Genomic DNA, 18,360 nt, shown 5'->3' on the forward strand with positions numbered 1-18,360 from the left:
TCGGGATCTTCCTCGCGTTGGCGATCGCGTTCGTGATGATCTGGATCGCGTACAAGCCGCAGGTCCGTACGAGTGCGACGGAGCAGACCGAGCAGGCCGGTGCCGCGCTCGCGCCCAGCCCGAGTGCCACACCGGAGACGCTGCCGAGCAGTGCGGAGTCCGCGCCGGTCGAGCAACCGCAGATACAGCAGCCGCCGGCCACGCAGGAGCCGGAGAAGGACAACGGCGGCGGCGACGGCGACAAGGGCGGAGGCGGCGAGTCCAAGAAGCCCGACAAGCCGGCTGTGAAGCCGGTGGTCCCCGCCAAGAACATCCTGCTGCGGAACACCACCAGCAACATGTGCGCCGAACTCCCCGGTCGGGAGAAGGGCCAGCTCGACGGGCCCGTCCAGCAGGCCGTCTGCGACGACACCGACGGCGACAATCAGATCTGGGACCTCGAGGTGAAGTACGAGAAGGGCGGGCCCGGCGGGGCGGCGCTCTTCCAGATCCGGAACATCAAGGACAGGTTCTGCATGGACCTGCCCTACCACGGTGCCGCCGCTGTGGGGACGCCCGTCACCGAGTTCACCTGCGACAGCACCACCGCGACCGACAACCAGCTCTGGTGGATCGACAAGCAGGAGAGCGGGGACTACTGGATCCGCAACTTCTCCAGCAACCAGAAGTGCCTCGGCGTCGAGGGCGCGAACGGCGGAGCCCTCTTCTCCAAGATGGTGCTCGACAACTGCAGCAACGTCGACGACCAGGAATGGAAGATCATCCACCCGAACAAGGGCTGACGGCTCGGGCGGTCCCGGCGGCGGTCACCAGCCGCCTTCGCCGGGGACCAGCCTCCCGGCCTTGCGGTACTCGCGGCGAGCGCCCTCCAGGAGGTCGTCCGCCGTCACCATGTCGTCGCGTCCGGCGGCGAGATACGCGGCCGTGACGACCGCGCTGCGGATCGAACCGCCGGCCAGCTCGAAGTCCCGGGCCAGCACACCCGGGTCGATGCCCTCGGCGGACGGGACCCGCGACAGGCTGTGCCGCCACAGCGCCAGGCGCTGCTCGACGTCCGGGAACGGGAAGTCGACGACCAGGTCCAGACGCCGGGTGAACGCCTCGTCGATGTTGGCGCGCAGGTTGGTGGTGAGCAGGGCGATGCCGTCGAAGGACTCCAGCCGCTGGAGCAGGTAGGCGCTCTCCATGTTGGCGTACTTGTCGTGGGCGTCCTTGACCTCGGAGCGCTTGCCGAAGACGGCGTCGGCCTCGTCGAAGAGGAGTACGGCGTCGGTGCGGTCGGCCTCCGTGAAGATCCGCTCCAGGTTCTTCTCGGTCTCGCCGACGTACTTGTCGACGACCGACGACAGCTGGACCACGTACAGGTCGAGGCCCAGGTCGGCGGCGACCACCTCGGCCGACAGCGTCTTGCCGGTGCCGGACTCGCCCGCGAACAGGCCGAGGACGCCCCGGCCCCGGCCGCCGCCCGCGCTGAGCCGCCAGTCGCCCAGGACCCGGTCGCGGTGGCGGGCGCGCAGGGCCAGCTCGCGCAGCTGCACCAGGGGTTTGTGGGGCAGCACCAGGTCCTGCCAGTCCACGTCCGGACGGATCCGGCGGGCGTGGCTCTCCAGACCGGAGGCCGACTGCCGTCGGGCGGCGAGCCGGACGTGCTCGGCACCGACCGGGGTGCCGTCGAAGGCGGCGAGGGCCTGGGCGGTGTGCGCGGCCCGCTGGATGCGGTCGCCGCCGAGCCGGTACGGGGCGACGGCCGTGGCCAGGTCGAACCCGTCGGCGTCGGCGCCCAGTGCGGCCCGCCAGGCGGCCACGCCACCGGCCCGGCGGCCCGGGGCGTCCAGGACGAGCGGGTTGGCCGGCGCCCAGTGCGGGTCGTAGGGGCGCGGGTCCGTCATCAGTACGGTCACGCCGGTCGCGGCGGTCAGCGCCCGCACCAGCGGGCCCGGTTTCTCGGGCAGCCCCGACACCACGAGCGCCCGGCCGTCGAGGCGGGCCTCGCGCAGCAGCTCCGGTACGTGGTCCTCGGGGTCGGTGCAGCGCAGCGCGTCGACACCCGCGGCGTCCAGGACGGTGGAGAGGGCGGCCAGGCCGTCACCCTCGCGCGGTTCGCGCAGGTAGGCGGTGAGCGGGCCGTCCTGCAGCCGGGCGGCCAGGCGCCGGACGAAGACGTCGGAGTCGCCGCCCGCGGCGGGCAGCGGGTCCGGCATGGGGAGCAGCAGGCCGAGGAGCGCGGCGTCCGGGGTGTCGTCGCCCAGGAGGTGACCGACGAGCCGGTCCGGGACGCGCAGCGAACGGGTCAGGAAGGGGCGCTCGGGTTCCTCGACCTCCAGCAGGCCGAGGGCGCGCAGCGGGGCGGAGGCGTGGAACCGGGCCCTCGCCGTCGCCACGTGCGCGGGCACCCCGCACAGGTCGAGGGCGAGGCCCACGGTGGCGCGGCGGCGGCTGACGTCGTTGTTGAGGTAGCCGTAGAGCGGCTCGAACGTGCGGTCGACGTCGGGGGCGAGGGCGACGAGCAGGGCGGCGGTGTCCAGCTCGGTCAGCCGCGTCCGCCCGGCCAGCCGGGCCAGCCGGTCCCCGGGACCGGCCGGAGCGCCTGCGGAGCGGGGCTCCACGGCCGTGGCAGTGGCTGCGGCCACGGACTCGGCGGACGGCCAGGTGCGCAGCAGGTGGTGGACGGCCTCGTCCGGCAGGTAAAGACCGCGCAGCGGGTCGTCGGCCGTGGGGTCGTCGGCGGTGCGGTGCTCGACCAGCGCGGCCACCCGGTCCCGCAGGACGGTGAGCCGGTCGAACAGCGCCCGGCCGGAACTGCCGGAATCGCCGGGTGGGGCGGTGGCCGGTGTGCCAGTGGCGGAAGCGTGGGTCTGGGTCTGGGTGCTCGCTGTCGTCACTGTCGTCACTGTCGTTTCGTACGGCCGTCCGTCACGGCCTTGCGGGCCGCGCGGGCCGCCACCACCTGGTGCGGCCGGTGCGAGCGGCCCTCGGACATCGGCGGGTCGCCCTCGATGCCGCCGACGCGGACCGTCGCGCCCTCGGTGACCGGGGGCCCGGCGTCGTACTCGGGGAAGGACGGGAAGGGCACGGTGAGCACCAGGTCGAGGGACGGCTTCAGCTCGCCGCCCAGGGCGGACCAGATCTCGGCGAGGGAACGGGACTCGGTCTGGGCGCCGGCCACCGTCATCGGCATCGGGAGCCCCATCGCGCCGAGTGCGCCGGGTAGTTCGTAGGGGGGAAGTTGCTCGCGTGGCAGCAGGGTCGCCAGTACGGCGGACAGCAGTCGGTGCTCGTCCTGCGGGGTCTTCGTCCAGGCCGTCACCAGGTACGACAGTCGGAACCAGCGGGGCGGCTGACGGCGCTTGACGACGATTTCGTCCTGATCGCGCACCGCCACATGGCCGCGGTGCCGCCGGCTCACGTCCTCGCGGATGTCGTACAAGTAGGCGTTGACGACGGGGGCGTTGCGCCGGGCCGCCCAGTCACGGGTGGGTGCCTCGAAGGCCACGTCGATGCCCGAGTCCGTCAGGGCCCCGCCCTTGAGGAGGGACTTGAGGACCTCGTCCACCTCGTGGATCACGCTCGCGCTCCTGCCCTGGCCGCACTCGACTCCGTACGGCCCGCACGCTGCCGCCGCCGGTCACCGGCGCCTGCCGCCGGTGCCCTCACCGATCGTTCCTCCGGGTCCGTCCCGGCCGCACGCGCCCCGGGGACGACGGACGGGCAGGAAGCCCTGCCCGCAGGGACCGGAGGGTCCGCCCTCGATTGCCCGTTCGGTCAGATGTAGCCTTCCCGGAGGGCATAGGCCACCGCATGGGCGCGGTTGCGCAGATGGAGCCGTGTGGTGAGCCCGTGCATGACGTTCTTGACGGTGCGTTCGGAGTAGGACAACTTGCCGGCGATCTCTCCGGTGTCGAGACCCTCGGCGACCAGCCGCAGGACGTCCACCTCTCGGGGTGCGAGGCCCAGCGAGGGGGCGCCGGGGCGACCCGCCGCGCCCCGGTGCAGGGTCCCCACCTGGCTGATGAGCCGGCCCAGCAGGTCAGCGGGCAGGTCGCCGTCGCCGCGCGAGGCGGCCAGTACGGCCTGCACCAGCCGGTGGGCGGTGGCCTCGTGCCGCCAGACGATGGCGCCGACGCCGCACTCGACGACGTCGAGCAGTTCGCTCTCGCGGATCGCGCCGGTCACCAGCACGGCCCGCGCGCCCTCGCTGCGCACGATCCGGCGCAGCCGGGTGAGCGCCGCGTCGTCGAGCGCGTCCTCGATGAGCAGGGCCACCGTGCCGGGGCCCGACTCCTCGCGCAGGTCGATCTCCGGGTGCCGGCGCAACTGGCTGACCGCGCCCTCGCGGCTGATCGGGTCCGGAGCGGACACCGCCACGGGGACACGCCGGTCGACGACGCCGGTCGTCTTGCCCGGTCCGTGCGCCGCGGCCGTGGAGGTGGTGGAAGTCATGGATGTGGTGGTGTTCCGGGGTGAGTTGAGCAACCGTTTCCCCCCTGTTCACGTGCCCGCAATACGGCACAGGCCGGTAGCGGATGTGCGTGTTCCACACTTATGGGGCTGCTGGGACTTCGCAATCGTGGAGCACCACGAGGCACACCACGAGACCAGCGCGCCGACCGCCACGAGCGGCCGCCGAGCGGGTGTCCCGGCAGGTCGGCGGGGTCCCGCGAGGAGGCGGGGGCCCGTGGCGGCCGCCGGGCGCCACCGTGACCCGCGCCACTTCGCACCACCGTTCACCGCAGTCGTTCGTCTCACACACCGGGGGAGCATCATCCACCACAGGAGGCACCGATGACCGGACCGCTCCGTGAACGCGACGACGCCCACGCGCTGCTGGCGGCCGAGATCGAGCGCGCACGGGCCGGCACCGGCCGCCTCGTCCTGCTGCGCGGTGCCACCGGTACCGGACGCACCGCCGTACTGGAGACCGCCGCCCGGCACGCCGAGGACCGCGGCCTGCGGGTGCTGCGCGTGCGCTGCTCGCCCGAGGACACCTCGGTGCCCTTCGCCATGGTCCTCCACCTCCTCGGTCCGGTACCGGAGTTCACCGACATGGCGCCCGGCGGCGACGACCGGGGCAGCGCGGCCCGGCTGTGGCGGCTGCTGCGCGCGTACGCGGCCGACGGCCCGGTGCTGGTGGCCGTCGACGACGTCCACCTCGCCGACGAGTCCTCGCGCCGCTGGCTGACGGAGGCGGCCCGGCACGTCGACCGATTACCGGTACTGCTGGTCGCCACCGAGCGCAGCCAGTACGACGTCGAACCGCGGCCCGCCGGACTCACCCAGGCGCTGTCGCCGTCCCTGGTGCGCACCCACACGCTCGCCCCGCTCAGCGACACGGCGGCGGCCGGGCTGGTCCGCGACGCCTTCCCCGACGCCTCCCCGGCCTGGACGCGGGAGGTCGTCCTGGCCGGCGCGGGCAGCCCGCTGCTCCTGCACGCCCTGCTGGACGACCTCGGCGGCACCCCGCACCCCGACGGCATCCCGCCCGTGCCGGACACGTGCGCCGCGCTGTACCCCGGGTCCTACCCGGCCGCCGTCTCCTGGTGGCTGAGGAGCGCGGGCCCCGCGACGGCCGACGTGGCCCGCTGCCTCGCCGCCCTGGAGCAGGCCTGGCCCGCGCGCCCACCGGACGGCCGCGGCGCGCTTCGGCATGCCGTCCCGCACCCGCGGACGCCGACGTCGGATGCGGCGTACCGACAGGCGGCGTCTTCGGATACGGCGTACCGACAGGCGGCGTCTTCGGATGCGGCGTACCGACAGGCGGCGTCTTCGGATGCGGCGTACCGACAGGCGGCGTCTTCGGATACGGCGTACCGGCAGGCGCCGTCTTCGGATGCCGTTTACTCGGCGCTGCCGTCGGACGGTGTGTACCGGTTGGCGTCGCCGTTGGGTGGTGCGTATTCGCAGGGGTCGTCCTCGGATGCGGTGTACCGGCAGGCGCTGCCGTCGGACGGTGTGTACCGGTTGGCGTCGCCGTTGGGTGGTGCGTACTCGCAGGGGTCGGCGGCGGATGCGGCGTACCCGCAGGTGCCGTACCGGTCGGCGCCGCCCTCGGATGCCGCGTACCGGTTGGCGTCGTGGTCGGATGCGGCGTACCCAGAGGCGTCGTCGTCGGACGGCGCGTACCCGCACGCGTCGTCGTTCGACACCGCGCGTCGGCACCCTCACGAGTCGCCGTCGGCACCCTCGCATCGGCCCCGGGACATCGCACCGGGCTGCCGGGACGTGTGGAGCCCGGAGCCGCGGACACCGCTGCCCGGCCGGGCCGGCCCCGGCACGGAGGTCCCGGAGCACGGTCCCTATCCGCACCCCGACGAGCCCGCCGGACCCGCCGAAGGGTCGCCGTACCGCGCCTACCCGGTCCACGACCCCTACGACGGACGGCCTCCGGCCGCGTCCGGCGCCGTATACGGCCGTACCGATCCGCCCGCGCACGTGCCGCACCCGACGACGCCGTGGCGTACCCCGTCCCCGTCTCCGTCCCAGTCCCCGCCGCAGGGGTCGGCCGGTGACCCGGCCGACGTGCTCGCCGAGGCGGCCGGGGCCGATCCCGCGCGGATCGAGGGCTGGCTCGCCGCCATGACACGGCTCGGACTGCTGCGCCCCGACGCGGGCGGCCGCCCCCGCTACGCCCACCCGCTGCTGCGCGACGCCGTGCTGACCGGCTGGCCCCGGCCGCGCCGCGAGGCCGTGCACCGGGCGGCGGCGGAGGCGATGCTGCGCCGCGGCGACCGGGTCGAGGCGGTCGCCCGGCACCTGCTGCGCACCCCGGCCGTCGGCCGGTCCTGGGCGCTGCGCGTCCTGCGCGACGCCGTGACCGTCGCCGTGCACGACGCGCGGCCCGCCGACGCCGTCCGCTACCTGCGCCGGGCGCTGGACGAGCCGCTGACCGACGACCTCCGGCAACGGCTGCTGACCGAACTGGGCTCCCTGGAGTACGCGTCGGCCGACACCCCGGCCGCCATCGCGCGGCTCGCCGAGGCCCAGCACCTGCCGGCCGACCCCCGCAACCGGGTGCGTACGGCCGTCGCCCTGGGCACCGCACTGGCCGGCCGCGGCGAGATCCGTACCGCGATGGAGGTGCTGCGCCGCACCGAGGGCCGGCTGTCCGGCCACCCGGGCCTGGCCCGCACCGTGCAGACCGCCACCGCACTGCTGTCCGACGAGGACCTCGCGACCCGGCAGGAGGTGTACCGGTGGCTGTCCGAGACCGGCCGGGTCTCCCCGGAACTGGTCGGCACGGCCGGACAGGCCCTGCTGGTGCGGTACGCGGCGACCGCCGCGCTGATCTCCGCCGACGAGGCGATGACCCGGGTACGGGACCTGCTCGCGCAGCCCACCGACCCGCTCGCCGAGCCCTTCCTGCTCGGCACGGCCGCCGCGGTCGCCCAGTGGGCCGACGAACTCGACGAGGCCGAACGGCTCGTGGAACGCGGCCTGGCCGGACAGCACCCCGCCCTGCTGCACCCGATGCAGCACGCGCTGCTCAACACCCGCGCCGACATCGTTGCCTCCCGCGGCGACCACGCCCGGCTGCTCGCCCTCGCCGCCGACACCGGGCCGGGGACAGGACCCACCAACCGCGACGCGCACGCCCTGATGGCCCTCGTCCACACCGGCCGCACCGACGAGGCACTGCGCCATGCGGACCGCTTCGACCTGCGCGAGGCCCCGGAGAACTGGGAGCTGAACCGCTACCTGTACGCCCGGGGCGTGCTGCGCGCCGCCACCGGCGATCCGGCGGGCGCCCTGCACGACTTCCTGGAGTGCGGACGCCGTCAGGCGGCCCGCGAGGTGATCAGCCCCGTCGTCACCCCGTGGCGGACGGCCGTCGCGGAGTGCCGGCTGGCGCTGGGCGGCGGACCGGAGGCGCTCGCCCTGGCGACGGAGGAACTGCGGCTGGCCCGGGTGTGGGGCACCCCGCGCACCGTGGGCCGCGCCCTGCGCGTGCTGGGCACGGCGACCGGCGGGCGCCGCGGTCTCGAGCTGGCCGAGGAGGCCGTACGGACCCTGCGGGACGCGTCCGCCGACACCGACATGGAGCTGATCCCCGCGCTGCTCGCCCAGGGCCGCCAGCTCCTCGACGCGGGCGAACGCGGACGTGCCCGGACCCGGCTGCGCGAGGCGGCGGACCTGGCCGAACGCAAGGGCGCCCTGCGCTGGCTCGCCCTGGCCGGGCAGGCCCTGCGCGAGGGCGGCGCCCGCGGCCCGGTGGCGTCCCGCACCGGCGCCGACGCCCTGACCGGCAGCGAGCGCCGGATCGCCGAACTGGCCGCCGACGGACGCACCAACACCGAGATCGCCGACCTGCTGCACCTCGCCCGGCGCACCGTGGAGACCCACCTGACCAGCACCTACCGCAAGCTGCGGATACGGCGCAGGACGGAACTGCCGGGTGCGCTGGAGCGCGGCGGACGCCGGGAACGGGAGCGGCACCCCGACACCCGCGGCTGAAGCCGCACCCCGACACCCGCGGTCCTCACAGGGCGCGCAGCAGCCGCCCGATCTCCATCTGCTCCGTCTCCAACGGGTCGCCGTCCTCGACGTTCCACAGGCTGTTCTGCAGCACGCGGCCCAGGCACCAGGCGCGGGCCCGCTCCCGGTCGAGACCGAGGACGTCGGTCATGGCGTCGAAACGCCACCGGGTCTCGTCCGGGTCGTAGCGGTTGTCCAGGGCGGGCAGCAGGTCGAACCCGGGGTCGCCGGCCAGCGGCTTGGGGTCGATGGCGATCCAGGGGGCGCGGTCCGCGGCGAGGACGTTCTCGTAGTGCAGGTCCCAGTGCAGCAGCCGGTCGCCCGGCTCGTCGGCGACCTCGCGCACGGCCGCGGCGCAGTCGGCGACCAGCCGCCGGTCGGCCGGGTCGGGGATGCGCTCCAGGGTGCCGGGCGTGCGCTCCAGCATGCCCCGCGCCATGTCCCCGAGCCCGCGCACGCCGGGCGGTGCGGGCGTCGCGGTGAGGTGGGCCAGCAGCCGGGCGATGACCTGGACGGCCTCGCGGGAGTCCTCGACGTGGCTGAGCATCCGACCGGAGTCCAGGCGCTCCAGGAGCATCGTCCCGGTGGCCGGGTCGTGGTCGAGCAGCCGGACCGCGCCGTCCCCGGCCCACACCCGCAGGGCCAGCGGCTCGCCCTCGGTCTCGGCGTCGAGGATCTGGAGCTTCAGCACGGCCTGGGTGCCGTCGCCGCGCACGACCGGCAGCACCAGCGCCGCCCACCCGTGCATCGACGGCCCGTCGAGCCGCAGCTCCCACCGCTCCATGAACCCGGCCGCCAGCGCGGGCAACCCGTCGACGAAGGCCCGCCCGGCCTCCCCGTTGTACTTGACCTGCGCAGCAACGAGCCCTTCAGGTACGACAATCACCCCCAGAGGCTACAAGGCCCACCCAGCTGCGGGCAGTCGCGCCGCCGTCCCGCATAGCTGCGGGCAGTCGTGCCTCCCCCAGTGCCTGAACGGCCTGGGAGGTACCCCCAGGCGGCACGGGTGGGCGCAGCGGCACCCCGCAGCGCCGGGCCGCGCACCCCACCCCCCGGCCCGCAGCGGCACTCGGCAAGGCGCCGGGCCGCGCATCCCGCCCCCGGGTTCACAGCGGCACCCGGCAGCGCGCCGGGCCGCGCACCCACCCCGCCCTCAGCCCACCGGCTCCCGCACCGCCCGATCCGCCGGCACCCCGTGCTTGGGCGCCTTCGCCGTCACCATCACCCCCGCCACGATCCCCGCCAGCAACATCACCCCGGCCGCCACCCAGATGGCGACCGTGTACCCGTGCACGATCCCCTCCCGCACGATCAGCTCCCGCTGCGCGGGGTCCTTCAGATGCGCCGCGATCCACGACGCGCTCGTGCTGGTCGCGATGGTGTTGAGCAGCGCCGTGCCGATCGAGCCGCCCACCTGCTGCGAGGTGTTGACCGTCGCCGAGGTCACTCCGGAGTCCTTCGGGGCGACCCCGGCGGTGGCCGTGGAGAACACCGGCATGAACGTCAGACCCATGCCGAGGCCCATCAGGAGCAGCGCCGGGAGGATCTCGGACACGTACTCCGAGTGCACGGTCATCCGCGTGAGGATCACCATGCCGCCGGAGGCGAGGAGCATGCCGGGGACCATCAGCATGCGCGGGCCCACGTGCGGCAGCAGCCGGGCCGAGATCTGCGTGGAGCCCACGACGATCGCGGCGGTCAGCGGCAGGAACGCCAGGCCGGTCCGCACGGGGGAGTAGCCGAGGATGACCTGGAGGTAGTAGGTCATGAACAGGAACAGCCCGAACATGCCGATGACCGCCAGCATCATCGTCAGGAAGCAGCCCGCGCGATTGCGCTCCCGGATGACGTGCAGCGGCAGCAGGGGCGTCGGAGCCCGGGTCTGCCACCACACGAAGGCGGCCAGGAGGACCACGGCGAGCCCGAACAGGGCCAGCACCAGCGGGTCGGTCCAGCCGCGCGGCTGAGCCTCGCTGAAGCCGTAGACGAGGGCGACGAGACCGCCGCAGCCGAGGACCACGCCGGGCACGTCGAGCCGGGCGTCGGCGTGGCCGGGCCGGTCGTGCAGCAGGGCGAACGCGCCGATGACGGCGATGACCGCGATGGGGATGTTGACGTACAGGCACCAGCGCCAGTTCAGGTACTCGGTGAGCACGCCGCCGACGATGAAGCCGATCGCGGAGCCGCTGCCGGCCAGCGCGCCGTAGATGCCGAACGCCTTGCCGCGTTCCCTCGGGTCCGTGAAGGTCGTCGTCAGCAGGGACAGCGCGGACGGCGCGAGGACGGCGGCGAAGACGCCCTGGAGGGCGCGGGCGCCGAAGAGCATCGCTGAGGTGGTGGCGGCACCGCCGATCGCGGAGGCGGCGGCGAAGCCGATCAGTCCGATGACGAAGGTGCGTTTGCGTCCCACCAGGTCCGCGACCCGCCCGCCGAGCAGCAGCAGACCGCCGAAGGCGAGGGTGTACGCGGTGATCACCCACTGCCGGTTGGCGTCGGACATGTCCAGGTCGCGCTGCGCCGAGGGCAGCGCGATGTTCACGATCGTCGCGTCGAGGACGACCATCAGCTGGGCCAGGGCGATGACCACCAGTGCCCACCAGCGGTGGGTATCGGCCTCCGCGGGCGCGGCGGGTCCACCTGTCCGACCTGTCCGGGAGCCACTCATTTCGCCAGAACACCACGATTCGGGACGTGTCGCATCCTGTTGCCCGAGCCGCCGGGCGGATCGGTGCGCCGGCCGCCGGTCATGGTTCGAGGACCACCTTCCCGGTGGTTCCCCGGTTCTCCAGGGCGCGGTGCGCGGCGGCGGCGTCGGCGAGCGGGAAGCGTCGCACGGCCGGGACGAGCCGGCCTTCGGCGGCCTCGGCGAGGGCCCGCAGTTCGAGGGTGCGTGCGGGGTTGGCGCCGCCGGCCTTCTCCATCATCACCGGGCCGAGGACTTGCCGGGAGACGCCCTCGACCAGGTAGGGGCTGCCGTCCCGGACGCCCTTGGCCGCCCAGCCGAAGACCAGGTGCCGGCCATCCGGCCCGAGCAGGGCGACCGCCTCGCGCGCCACGTCCCCGCCGACGCCGTCGAAGACGACGGTGGCGGCCCTGCCGCCCAGGTGGGCGCGGACCTTCGCGGGCCACCCGGGATCCCGGTAGTCGACGGCGAGGTCGGCGCCGTTCGCGGCGACCAGCGCGGTCTTCTCCGGGCCGCCGGCGAGCCCGACCACCGTGGCGCCCGCGTTCTTCGCGTACTGCACCAGCAGCGTGCCGATGCCGCCCGCGGCGGCCGTGACCACGGCCACGGAACCGGGGCCGAGGTCGGCGAACTGCAGGATCCCCATCGTCGTACGCCCCGTGCCGATCATGGCGACTGCCTCGGCGAAGTCCAGGTTCGCGGGGATCTCGTGCAGGCGGGCGAAGTCGGTGACGGCGAGTTCGGCGTAACCGCCGGGGGCGAAGCCGAGGTGGGCGACGACGCGTCTGCCCAGCCAGCTCTGCGGAGTGCCCTCCCCAAGGGCGTCGACGACTCCGGCGACCTCGCGGCCGGGGATCGTGGGCAGTTCGGGAAGCGCGGGCGTCGGACCCTGGATGCCCTCGCGCAGGGAGGTGTCCAGGAGGTGGACGCCCGCCGCGCGGACGGCGACCCGGACCTGGCCGGGGCCCGGCGCCGGGTCCTCGACCTCGTCCAGGACGAGGTTCCCGGCCGGGCCGAAGGCGTGCAGTCGGATGGCGTGCATGGCGGAACCCCCAGGGTGAGAAGCGGAGCTGTTGCGGCCCCCACTCAACGACCTCGAGCACGCTTGAGGTCAAGCACGCTCGAGGTCGAGCTCGCGCCGCCCGAGGGCGAGGGAGACCGCCGTCAGCGCGCTGTTGAAGGAGACCTCGGAGAGCAGACCCGGCGAGGCGACCTGGTCACCGGCGAGGTAGACGCCGTCGCCCCGGTCCACGGCCGGCCGGTCGCGCCACGTGCTGCCGGGCAGGTCGACGGCGCCGGTACGGCCGTTCGCGACCGCCTCGCGCCGCCAGGTCAGCCGCTCGCGCCAGCCGGGGAAGCCGAGGTCGAGCAGCTGCTCGGCCCGTGCGGTGCCGTCGCCCTTCGACTCGTGCGGCGCGATGGGGATCTGCCCCTGGATCAACTGCTCGCCCGCCGGCGCGAGCGTGCGGTCCTGCGCCGTGAACCGCTCGATCCACCCCGGCGCGTCGAGGTCGGAGACGGCGAAGGCGTCGCCGCGCCGGGTCCGTACGGCCAGGTCGACCAGGGTGGTACGACCGCTCGGCCAGGTCAGCGAGGGGTCGTCCAGCAGCCGGCGGGCCGCGTCGAGGGAGGTGGCGACGATGACGGGGGCGTCGGTGGGCAGCGTGTCCACGCGGGAGACCGTCTCCATCCGCACCCCGAGGTTCCAGGCCAGGGCGGCCATCCGGTCCACCACCCCGGCCCAGCCGCCGCGCGGGTAGTGCGCCTCGGGCGGCAGCTTGGCGGCCCGGCGCAGGCGCTCCTGCACGAAGGCGGCGGACAGCGACCCCGGATCGTGGTGGAAGAGGGCGACCGCGCAGTAGTGGGCGGCGGCTCGGGCCCCCTCCTCACCCGCGATCCCGGTCGCCCAGGTCAGGAAGTCGACGTCGACCGGCGCCGGTCCAACCCCCCGGCGCAGCAGTTTCAGCATGGCGAACGGCGGGGTGCGGCGCAGCGCCCCCTTGTGCCGCAGCCGCAGCCGGGCCGCCTCCAGCGGCGGGATGGGTGCGAGCGGGCCGATCAGGTCGCGTCGGCGCAGCCAGGCCCAGTGCGGGCCGCCGTTGTAGAGGGCGTGCGGGCCGTCATTGGTCCGGTGGGGGCCGTCGGCCGTCCGGGCCCGCCCGCCGAGCGTGTGGTGGGCCTCGTGGACGGTGACCTTGGCGCCCGCCTCGGCGGCGGTGATGGCCGCGGTCAGTCCGGCGAAGCCGCCGCCGATGACGGTGATGCGATGCATGGCTCGGGTTCTCCCTCGGTTCGGGGTCGCGGTCGGGTCGCCTGGCGCGGCGCCTGTCTGCCCGTACGACGTCCGAGGGGGTGCCGGATGTGACATCCGGCCGGAGGAAAGGAGATTTCCGCAGGTAGGAGCGGGCTGTCAGTGGTGCGGTGCAGCATGGGCCCATGGCGAGGAGAACGGCGCGGACGACGGGTACGGCGGGTAGGGCGGGAGAGCGCGGCACCGCGGCGGTGCGAGGGGCGAGACGCCCGGAGCTGCGCCTGCCGCCGCTCACGCCGTACGAGGACGGCGGCGGCCTGGAGCCGGACGGGGACTACGACGCGCTGGACTTCCGGGAGGCGGACCTCACCGGCCAGGACGGCGCGGGCGCCCGCTTCATGGACTGCGTGCTGACGGGCTGCGCGCTGGACGAGGCGTCGCTGCGCGCCGCCCGGCTGCTCGACACCCGCCTCACCGGCGTCCAGGGCGTCGGCACGAACCTCGCGGAGGCGACCCTGCGCGACGTGGAGCTGCTCGACGCCCGCCTCGGCGGCACCCAGCTGCACGGCGCCGTCCTGGAACGGGTCCTGATCCGCGGCGGCAAGATCGACTACCTCAATCTGCGCCGGGCCCGCCTCAAGGACGTCGTCTTCGAGAGCTGCGTCCTGGTCGAGCCGGACTTCGGGGGAGCCCGCCTGGAGAGGGTCGAGTTCGTGGACTGCGCCCTGAAGCAGGCGGACCTGAGCGCGGTCACCCTCACAGACGTCGACCTGCGCGGCGCCGCCCCCCTGGACCTGTCCCGCGGCGTGGACCGCCTCTCGGGCGCGGTGATCAGCCCCACCCAACTCCTCGATCTGGCCCCGGTCCTGGCAGCGGAGCTGGGGGTGCGGGTGGTGGGGTAGAGGTAGAGCCCCCGGCCCCCGCCAGTACGGAGACGAGGGCCGGTAGCTCAGAGCCGATCGCGGGCGCCGGTCACCCGTGCAGCTTGGCGAACTCCACGAGTCCGGTGAATCCCTCACGGGTCAGGGACGGGAGCGGCCCGTTCGCATCCTTGCTGTCACGGACCAGGAACTCACCAGTGGCCGCCGCGTGCGCGGGGCCCACTCGATGCACTGGCCTTTGCTTCGGTGAGGGCTCGCTGCCTGAGGTCGCCGAACAACACCATCGTGGTGGCGGACAGGACATCGTCCCTGCCGACGGTCCGCCGGTCTCCCGTGCGGGTGGACAGGGCCCCGAGGACATCCTTGGGGAACGGGAGCGCGGCCGCGTCGTCCGGCGTCCCCAGGACGACCGTGCCGAAGCGTTTGACCCCGCCCTCGCGGACGACCACGGCCGCGCCCCGGGCGAGGTCCGTCAGGAACACGCTCGCGATGCCGTCCAGGTCGCGGACCATCGCCGGGACGGCCGTCGCACCCCGGCTCCGCAGCAGCTTCCTGACCCCGGCCTCGAACCGGTGGGCTCCGGCCACGGCACTTGGGGTGCGCGTCCCCCTGCGCCGACGAAGGGGGACGAGGACACCGTCGGCGTCGTACAGGTCACCGGTCCGGCATCGGAACGTCGGGCTGTGTTCGTACCACGTGCCCCCCACTTCCAGCTCGACGTCGCGGTCGGTCGCCGAGATCAGGTCCCCGGGTATCAGCTTCCTCCGGGACTGCTCCGCCGCCGCCCTCCTCGCGCCGTCGACGATCTCCGTCAGCACCGTCCGCGTCACCGACGCGGCGGCCCACGCGGCCGACCGGGAGACGTGCAGCGGGGTCACGTCCCGGAACACCGCTTTGACGAGGGAAGGCTTGAACGGCGCGGGCTCTGCGGTCATCGGAAGTGACTCCCTGCTGTCTAGTCGGAGGGCATCCGCGGGAAGCGGGCCTGGAGGGACCAGACGGCCGGGTTGTCCGCCAGGTCCTCGTGCAGGTCGGTGAGGTCGGCGAGCAGGTCGTGCAGGAAGTCCCGGGCCTCGCGGCGCAGTTCGGTGTGGGAGAAGGAGAGCGGGGGTTCGGCCGCCGGCAGCCACTCCGCCTCGATGTCGACCCAGCCGAAGCGGCGCTCGAAGAGCAGGCGGTCGGTGGACTCGGTGAAGTCCAGTTCCGCCCGCTGCGGCCGGGCGGCCCGGGAGCCCGCCGGGTCCCGGTCGACGTGCTCCACGATGTCGCACAGCGCCCAGGCGAAGTCGAGCACCGGCACCCATCCCCAGGCTGTGGACAACTCCCGGTCCGCCTTGGTGTCGGCGAGGTACACGTCCCCGCAGAACAGGTCGTGCCGCAGGGCGTGGACGTCCGCGTGCCGGTAGTCCGTCTGCGGCGGGTCCGGGAAGCGGGTGGAGAGGGCGTAGCCGATGTCGAGCACGCAGGAGATGGTGTCACGGCCCGGGGCGCGGAGACGGACGGGTCCGCGTCCGCGACCACGGCCGTGGGTCGGGAGGGGCTCAACTGCCCTGGGGGCACTGGCTTTTCCATGCGTCGCCGCTGTCTCTATCCTCGTCCCCAATCCCGGTGCGCACGGTGTCGCTGGGGGAGAGGGAGCAAGATGGACGGGTTGATTCCGGATGATCCCGAACGGATCGGCAGGTACCGGTTGCTCGGCAGGCTCGGTGAGGGCGGCATGGGCCGGGTGTACCTGGCGCGCTCCGACCGGGGCCGGACGGTGGCCGTCAAGACCGTCCGGGAGGAACTGGCCCGCATGCCCGACTTCCGGCGGCGCTTCGCGCAGGAGGTGAAGGCGGCGCAGCGCGTCGGCGGTGAGTGGACCGCGCCGGTGCTGGACGCCGACACCGAGGCGGCCACCCCCTGGGTCGCCACCGGGTACGTCGCCGGGCCCTCGCTCGCCGAGGTCGTCGACCGGCAGTACGGGCCGCTGCCCTCCCCGACCCTGCGGGTGCTGGCGGCGGGACTGGCGAGGGCGCTGCAGGCCATCCACGCCGCCGGCCTGGTCCACCGCGACCTCAAGCCCTCCAACGTCCTGGTGACGATCGACGGACCCCGCGTCATCGACTTCGGCATCGCCCGCGCCCTGGACGCCTCCACGCAGTCCGCCGAGGGGCTCACCAAGGCCGGCGCCGTCGTCGGGTCGCCCGGCTTCATGTCCCCCGAGCAGGTGCGCGGGGAGAAGGTGTCGTACGCGAGTGACGTCTTCTGCCTCGGCGCGGTGCTGGCCTACGCGGCGACCGGCCGGATGCCCTTCGGTACCGACGAGGGCGGGCTGCACTCGCTGCTCTTCCGCATCGCGACCGAGGAGGCGGACCTGACCGGGGTTCCCGAGCCCTGGCAGGGTGTCGTCTCGGCCTGCCTGGCGAAGGAGCCCGAGAAGCGCCCCGCCCCCGAGGAACTGCTGACGTCGATCGAGGACATGGCGGGCGCGGACGACACCCCGGGCGGCGCGTGGCTGCCCGGCGAGGTGCTGGCGGAGCTGGGCCGGCACGCCGTACAGCTGCTGGACAGCGAGGACCCGGAGGACCGGGTGCCGGTCGGGGCGGCTCCCGCCGCGGGCTTCGGACCGCCGCCCGCCGCGTACGGTCCGGCGACGCCCCCGTGGCAGGGCCGCTCGCCGCTCGAAGCGGGACCCGCAGCCGCCCGGCCCTCGCCGTACGCCACCCCGCCCCCCGCGGCGGTACCCGTCACCCCGTCGCCGTACGCCCCGCCGCCCGCACGCCGGGCGAAGGGGCTGGCCACGGCGCTGAACGTGCTGCTCATCCTGTTCGTCGTGCCGGTGCTGTTCAATTTCACCGTCCTCGCGACCGTCTACGGCGAGCTGGGCGGGCGGCCCGGTTCGTCGTCCCCCAGGGGCATCGACGACTTCCGGGCGCTGCAGGTGACGGGTTTCGTGGCCGAGGGCCTGAGCCTGCTGGTGCTGCTCGCCGCGGCGACCGTGTGGGCCTGCTGGTTCCACCGGATGCGGCAGAACGCCGAGTCGTTCGCGCCGGGACGCGTCCGCTACCGGCCGGGCCTGGCGGCGGGCTCCTGGTTCATCCCCGTCGTCAACCTCTTCCTGCCCAAGCAGATCGCCAACGACATCTGGACGGCGACGACCGGACGCCCGGCGGGTGCCGGACGGTGGCTGATGCACACCTGGTGGTGGCTCTGGGTGGCCCACCTCGCGACGGAACTGAGCGCCTACCAGAGCTGGGACGAGAGGAAGACCGCCGCGGGCGCCAGGGAGACCGTCCTCAACGCCCTGAGCGGCGACGTCGTCGCCGTCGTGAGCACCGTGTTCGCCGTGCTCTTCGTCTCCCGGCTCACCAGGCTCCGGGAGGACCGGGCCGCGGGGAGCGGCGGTGTGGCCGGGGCCCGCTGAGGTCAGTGGGGTGAGGTGGCGCGGCGGACCGTGTCACGGAGCAGGGCGCGACGGCGTTCGTGCACGTCGTCGGGCTCGTCGGCGGTCGCCGCGTAGACGTTGCTGACCGGCGACCAGGCCATGGACATGGCGATGACGAGGGCCAGCACGTCGAACGGCTCGCCCGGCCGCACCCGGCCCGCCGCCTGCGCCTCGGCGATCGCCCGCAGCTTGGCGTCGTCGCGGCGGTCGGCGTCGTCGACCAGGTGCCCCGCCGGACGGCGCTCCAGCCGCGCCCAGGTGGCCAGTCGGATGAGGTCGGGGCGGCGCAGGTACTCGTCGTAGAGGCGTACGGCCCAGTCCGCGAGGTCGTCGGCGTCGATCGGCACGACGTTCACGATGCGGTCCAGCGAGCCGAAGAAGATCGCGTCGAACAGCCCGTCCTTGCTGCCGAAGTACGCGTAGAGCTGCGCCTTGTTGGTGCGGGCGGCGGCCACGATCCGCTCGACGCGCGCACCGGCGATCCCGTGTTCGGCGAACTCCCGGGTCGCGACGTCCAGGATGCGCCGGTGCGTGGCGGCCCCGCGCGAGGTCAGGGGCTGGTCGGGGGTGCGGCCGGGGGCGCCGTCGGGGGTGCGGTCGGGCATCTCCGCAGGATATCCCACGGCTAAACAGAACAGTTGGTTTGCCT

14 protein-coding genes are annotated in these 18,360 nt (G+C 74.2%); 4 read left to right on the forward strand and 10 right to left on the reverse strand.

The window, feature by feature from the left end; all coding sequences use genetic code 11:
• The coding region (locus tag IE258_RS21245) for an RICIN domain-containing protein (RefSeq protein WP_189745815.1) at positions 1-782 on the forward strand (782 nt) is incomplete at its 5' end.
• Positions 783-806: 24 nt separating this feature from the next.
• Here the strand turns inward: IE258_RS21245 and IE258_RS21250 are convergent.
• From IE258_RS21250 to IE258_RS21260, 3 genes are all read right to left on the reverse strand, one after another.
• The gene (locus tag IE258_RS21250; protein ID WP_189745817.1) at positions 807-2,882 is read right to left on the reverse strand and encodes an ATP-binding protein; all 2,076 of its coding nucleotides are present in this window, start codon (positions 2,880-2,882) and stop codon (positions 807-809) included.
• A 5-nt stretch (positions 2,883-2,887) separates the two neighbouring features.
• Positions 2,888-3,565, reverse strand: coding sequence for a Pvc16 family protein (locus tag IE258_RS21255; RefSeq protein WP_087808655.1), 678 nt, complete (start codon positions 3,563-3,565; stop codon positions 2,888-2,890).
• A 197-nt stretch (positions 3,566-3,762) separates the two neighbouring features.
• Positions 3,763-4,473 carry a helix-turn-helix transcriptional regulator gene (locus IE258_RS21260; RefSeq protein ID WP_164459926.1) on the reverse strand — a complete coding sequence of 237 codons (711 nt, stop codon included), beginning with the start codon at positions 4,471-4,473 and terminating at the stop codon, positions 3,763-3,765.
• 309 nt (positions 4,474-4,782) lie between these two features.
• On the opposite strand from IE258_RS21260, the gene IE258_RS21265 reads away from it, so the two are divergent.
• Positions 4,783-8,448: an AAA family ATPase gene (locus IE258_RS21265; protein WP_189745819.1), complete on the forward strand. Its 3,666-nt coding sequence runs from the start codon at positions 4,783-4,785 to the stop codon at positions 8,446-8,448.
• A gap of 25 nt (positions 8,449-8,473) precedes the next feature.
• Here the strand turns inward: IE258_RS21265 and IE258_RS21270 are convergent, their stop codons facing one another.
• From IE258_RS21270 to IE258_RS21285, 4 genes are all read right to left on the reverse strand, one after another.
• Positions 8,474-9,355, reverse strand: a complete 882-nt coding sequence (locus tag IE258_RS21270; RefSeq protein ID WP_189745821.1) for an aminoglycoside phosphotransferase family protein — start codon at positions 9,353-9,355, stop codon at positions 8,474-8,476.
• Positions 9,356-9,622: 267 nt separating this feature from the next.
• A complete protein-coding gene (locus IE258_RS21275) occupies positions 9,623-11,134 on the reverse strand; it encodes an MFS transporter (protein WP_189745823.1) in 1,512 nt (503 codons plus the stop codon).
• A 79-nt stretch (positions 11,135-11,213) separates the two neighbouring features.
• A complete protein-coding gene (locus IE258_RS21280) occupies positions 11,214-12,194 on the reverse strand; it encodes a zinc-binding dehydrogenase (protein ID WP_189745825.1) in 981 nt (326 codons plus the stop codon).
• Positions 12,195-12,263: 69 nt separating this feature from the next.
• Positions 12,264-13,424: an NAD(P)-binding protein gene (locus IE258_RS21285; protein ID WP_189745827.1), complete on the reverse strand. Its 1,161-nt coding sequence runs from the start codon at positions 13,422-13,424 to the stop codon at positions 12,264-12,266.
• A 164-nt stretch (positions 13,425-13,588) separates the two neighbouring features.
• On the opposite strand from IE258_RS21285, the gene IE258_RS21290 reads away from it, so the two are divergent.
• A complete protein-coding gene (locus IE258_RS21290) occupies positions 13,589-14,305 on the forward strand; it encodes a pentapeptide repeat-containing protein (protein ID WP_189745829.1) in 717 nt (238 codons plus the stop codon).
• Between the two features lie 170 nt (positions 14,306-14,475).
• On the opposite strand, the gene IE258_RS21295 is transcribed toward IE258_RS21290, so the two are convergent.
• Positions 14,476-15,219, reverse strand: a complete 744-nt coding sequence (locus IE258_RS21295; RefSeq protein ID WP_189745831.1) for a hypothetical protein — start codon at positions 15,217-15,219, stop codon at positions 14,476-14,478.
• Between the two features lie 20 nt (positions 15,220-15,239).
• Entirely contained in the window at positions 15,240-15,746 is a 507-nt protein-coding gene (locus IE258_RS21300) for a hypothetical protein (RefSeq protein WP_189745833.1), read from the reverse strand.
• 180 nt (positions 15,747-15,926) lie between these two features.
• Between IE258_RS21300 and IE258_RS21305 the strand changes: the two genes are divergently transcribed.
• Entirely contained in the window at positions 15,927-17,690 is a 1,764-nt protein-coding gene (locus tag IE258_RS21305; protein WP_189745835.1) for a protein kinase domain-containing protein, read from the forward strand.
• Positions 17,691-17,692: 2 nt separating this feature from the next.
• On the opposite strand, the gene IE258_RS21310 is transcribed toward IE258_RS21305, so the two are convergent.
• Entirely contained in the window at positions 17,693-18,316 is a 624-nt protein-coding gene (locus tag IE258_RS21310) for a TetR/AcrR family transcriptional regulator (RefSeq protein ID WP_189745837.1), read from the reverse strand.
• Between the last annotated feature and the right edge of the window lie 44 nt (positions 18,317-18,360).

Source organism: Streptomyces tendae, assembly GCF_014650435.1.
GTDB classification, from domain to species: domain Bacteria; phylum Actinomycetota; class Actinomycetes; order Streptomycetales; family Streptomycetaceae; genus Streptomyces; species Streptomyces tendae.

Bases quoted from the DNA above. Each gene is read 5' to 3' on its own strand.
- IE258_RS21265 (WP_189745819.1), top strand. From the start codon at position 4,783: ATGACCGGACCGCTCCGTGAACGCGACGACGCCCACGCGCTGCTGGCG.
- IE258_RS21275 (WP_189745823.1), bottom strand. From the start codon at position 11,134: ATGAGTGGCTCCCGGACAGGTCGGACAGGTGGACCCGCCGCGCCCGCG.
- IE258_RS21280 (WP_189745825.1), bottom strand. From the start codon at position 12,194: ATGCACGCCATCCGACTGCACGCCTTCGGCCCGGCCGGGAACCTCGTC.
- IE258_RS21285 (WP_189745827.1), bottom strand. From the start codon at position 13,424: ATGCATCGCATCACCGTCATCGGCGGCGGCTTCGCCGGACTGACCGCG.
- IE258_RS21290 (WP_189745829.1), top strand. From the start codon at position 13,589: ATGGCGAGGAGAACGGCGCGGACGACGGGTACGGCGGGTAGGGCGGGA.
- IE258_RS21295 (WP_189745831.1), bottom strand. From the start codon at position 15,219: ATGACCGCAGAGCCCGCGCCGTTCAAGCCTTCCCTCGTCAAAGCGGTG.
- IE258_RS21305 (WP_189745835.1), top strand. From the start codon at position 15,927: ATGGACGGGTTGATTCCGGATGATCCCGAACGGATCGGCAGGTACCGG.
- IE258_RS21310 (WP_189745837.1), bottom strand. From the start codon at position 18,316: ATGCCCGACCGCACCCCCGACGGCGCCCCCGGCCGCACCCCCGACCAG.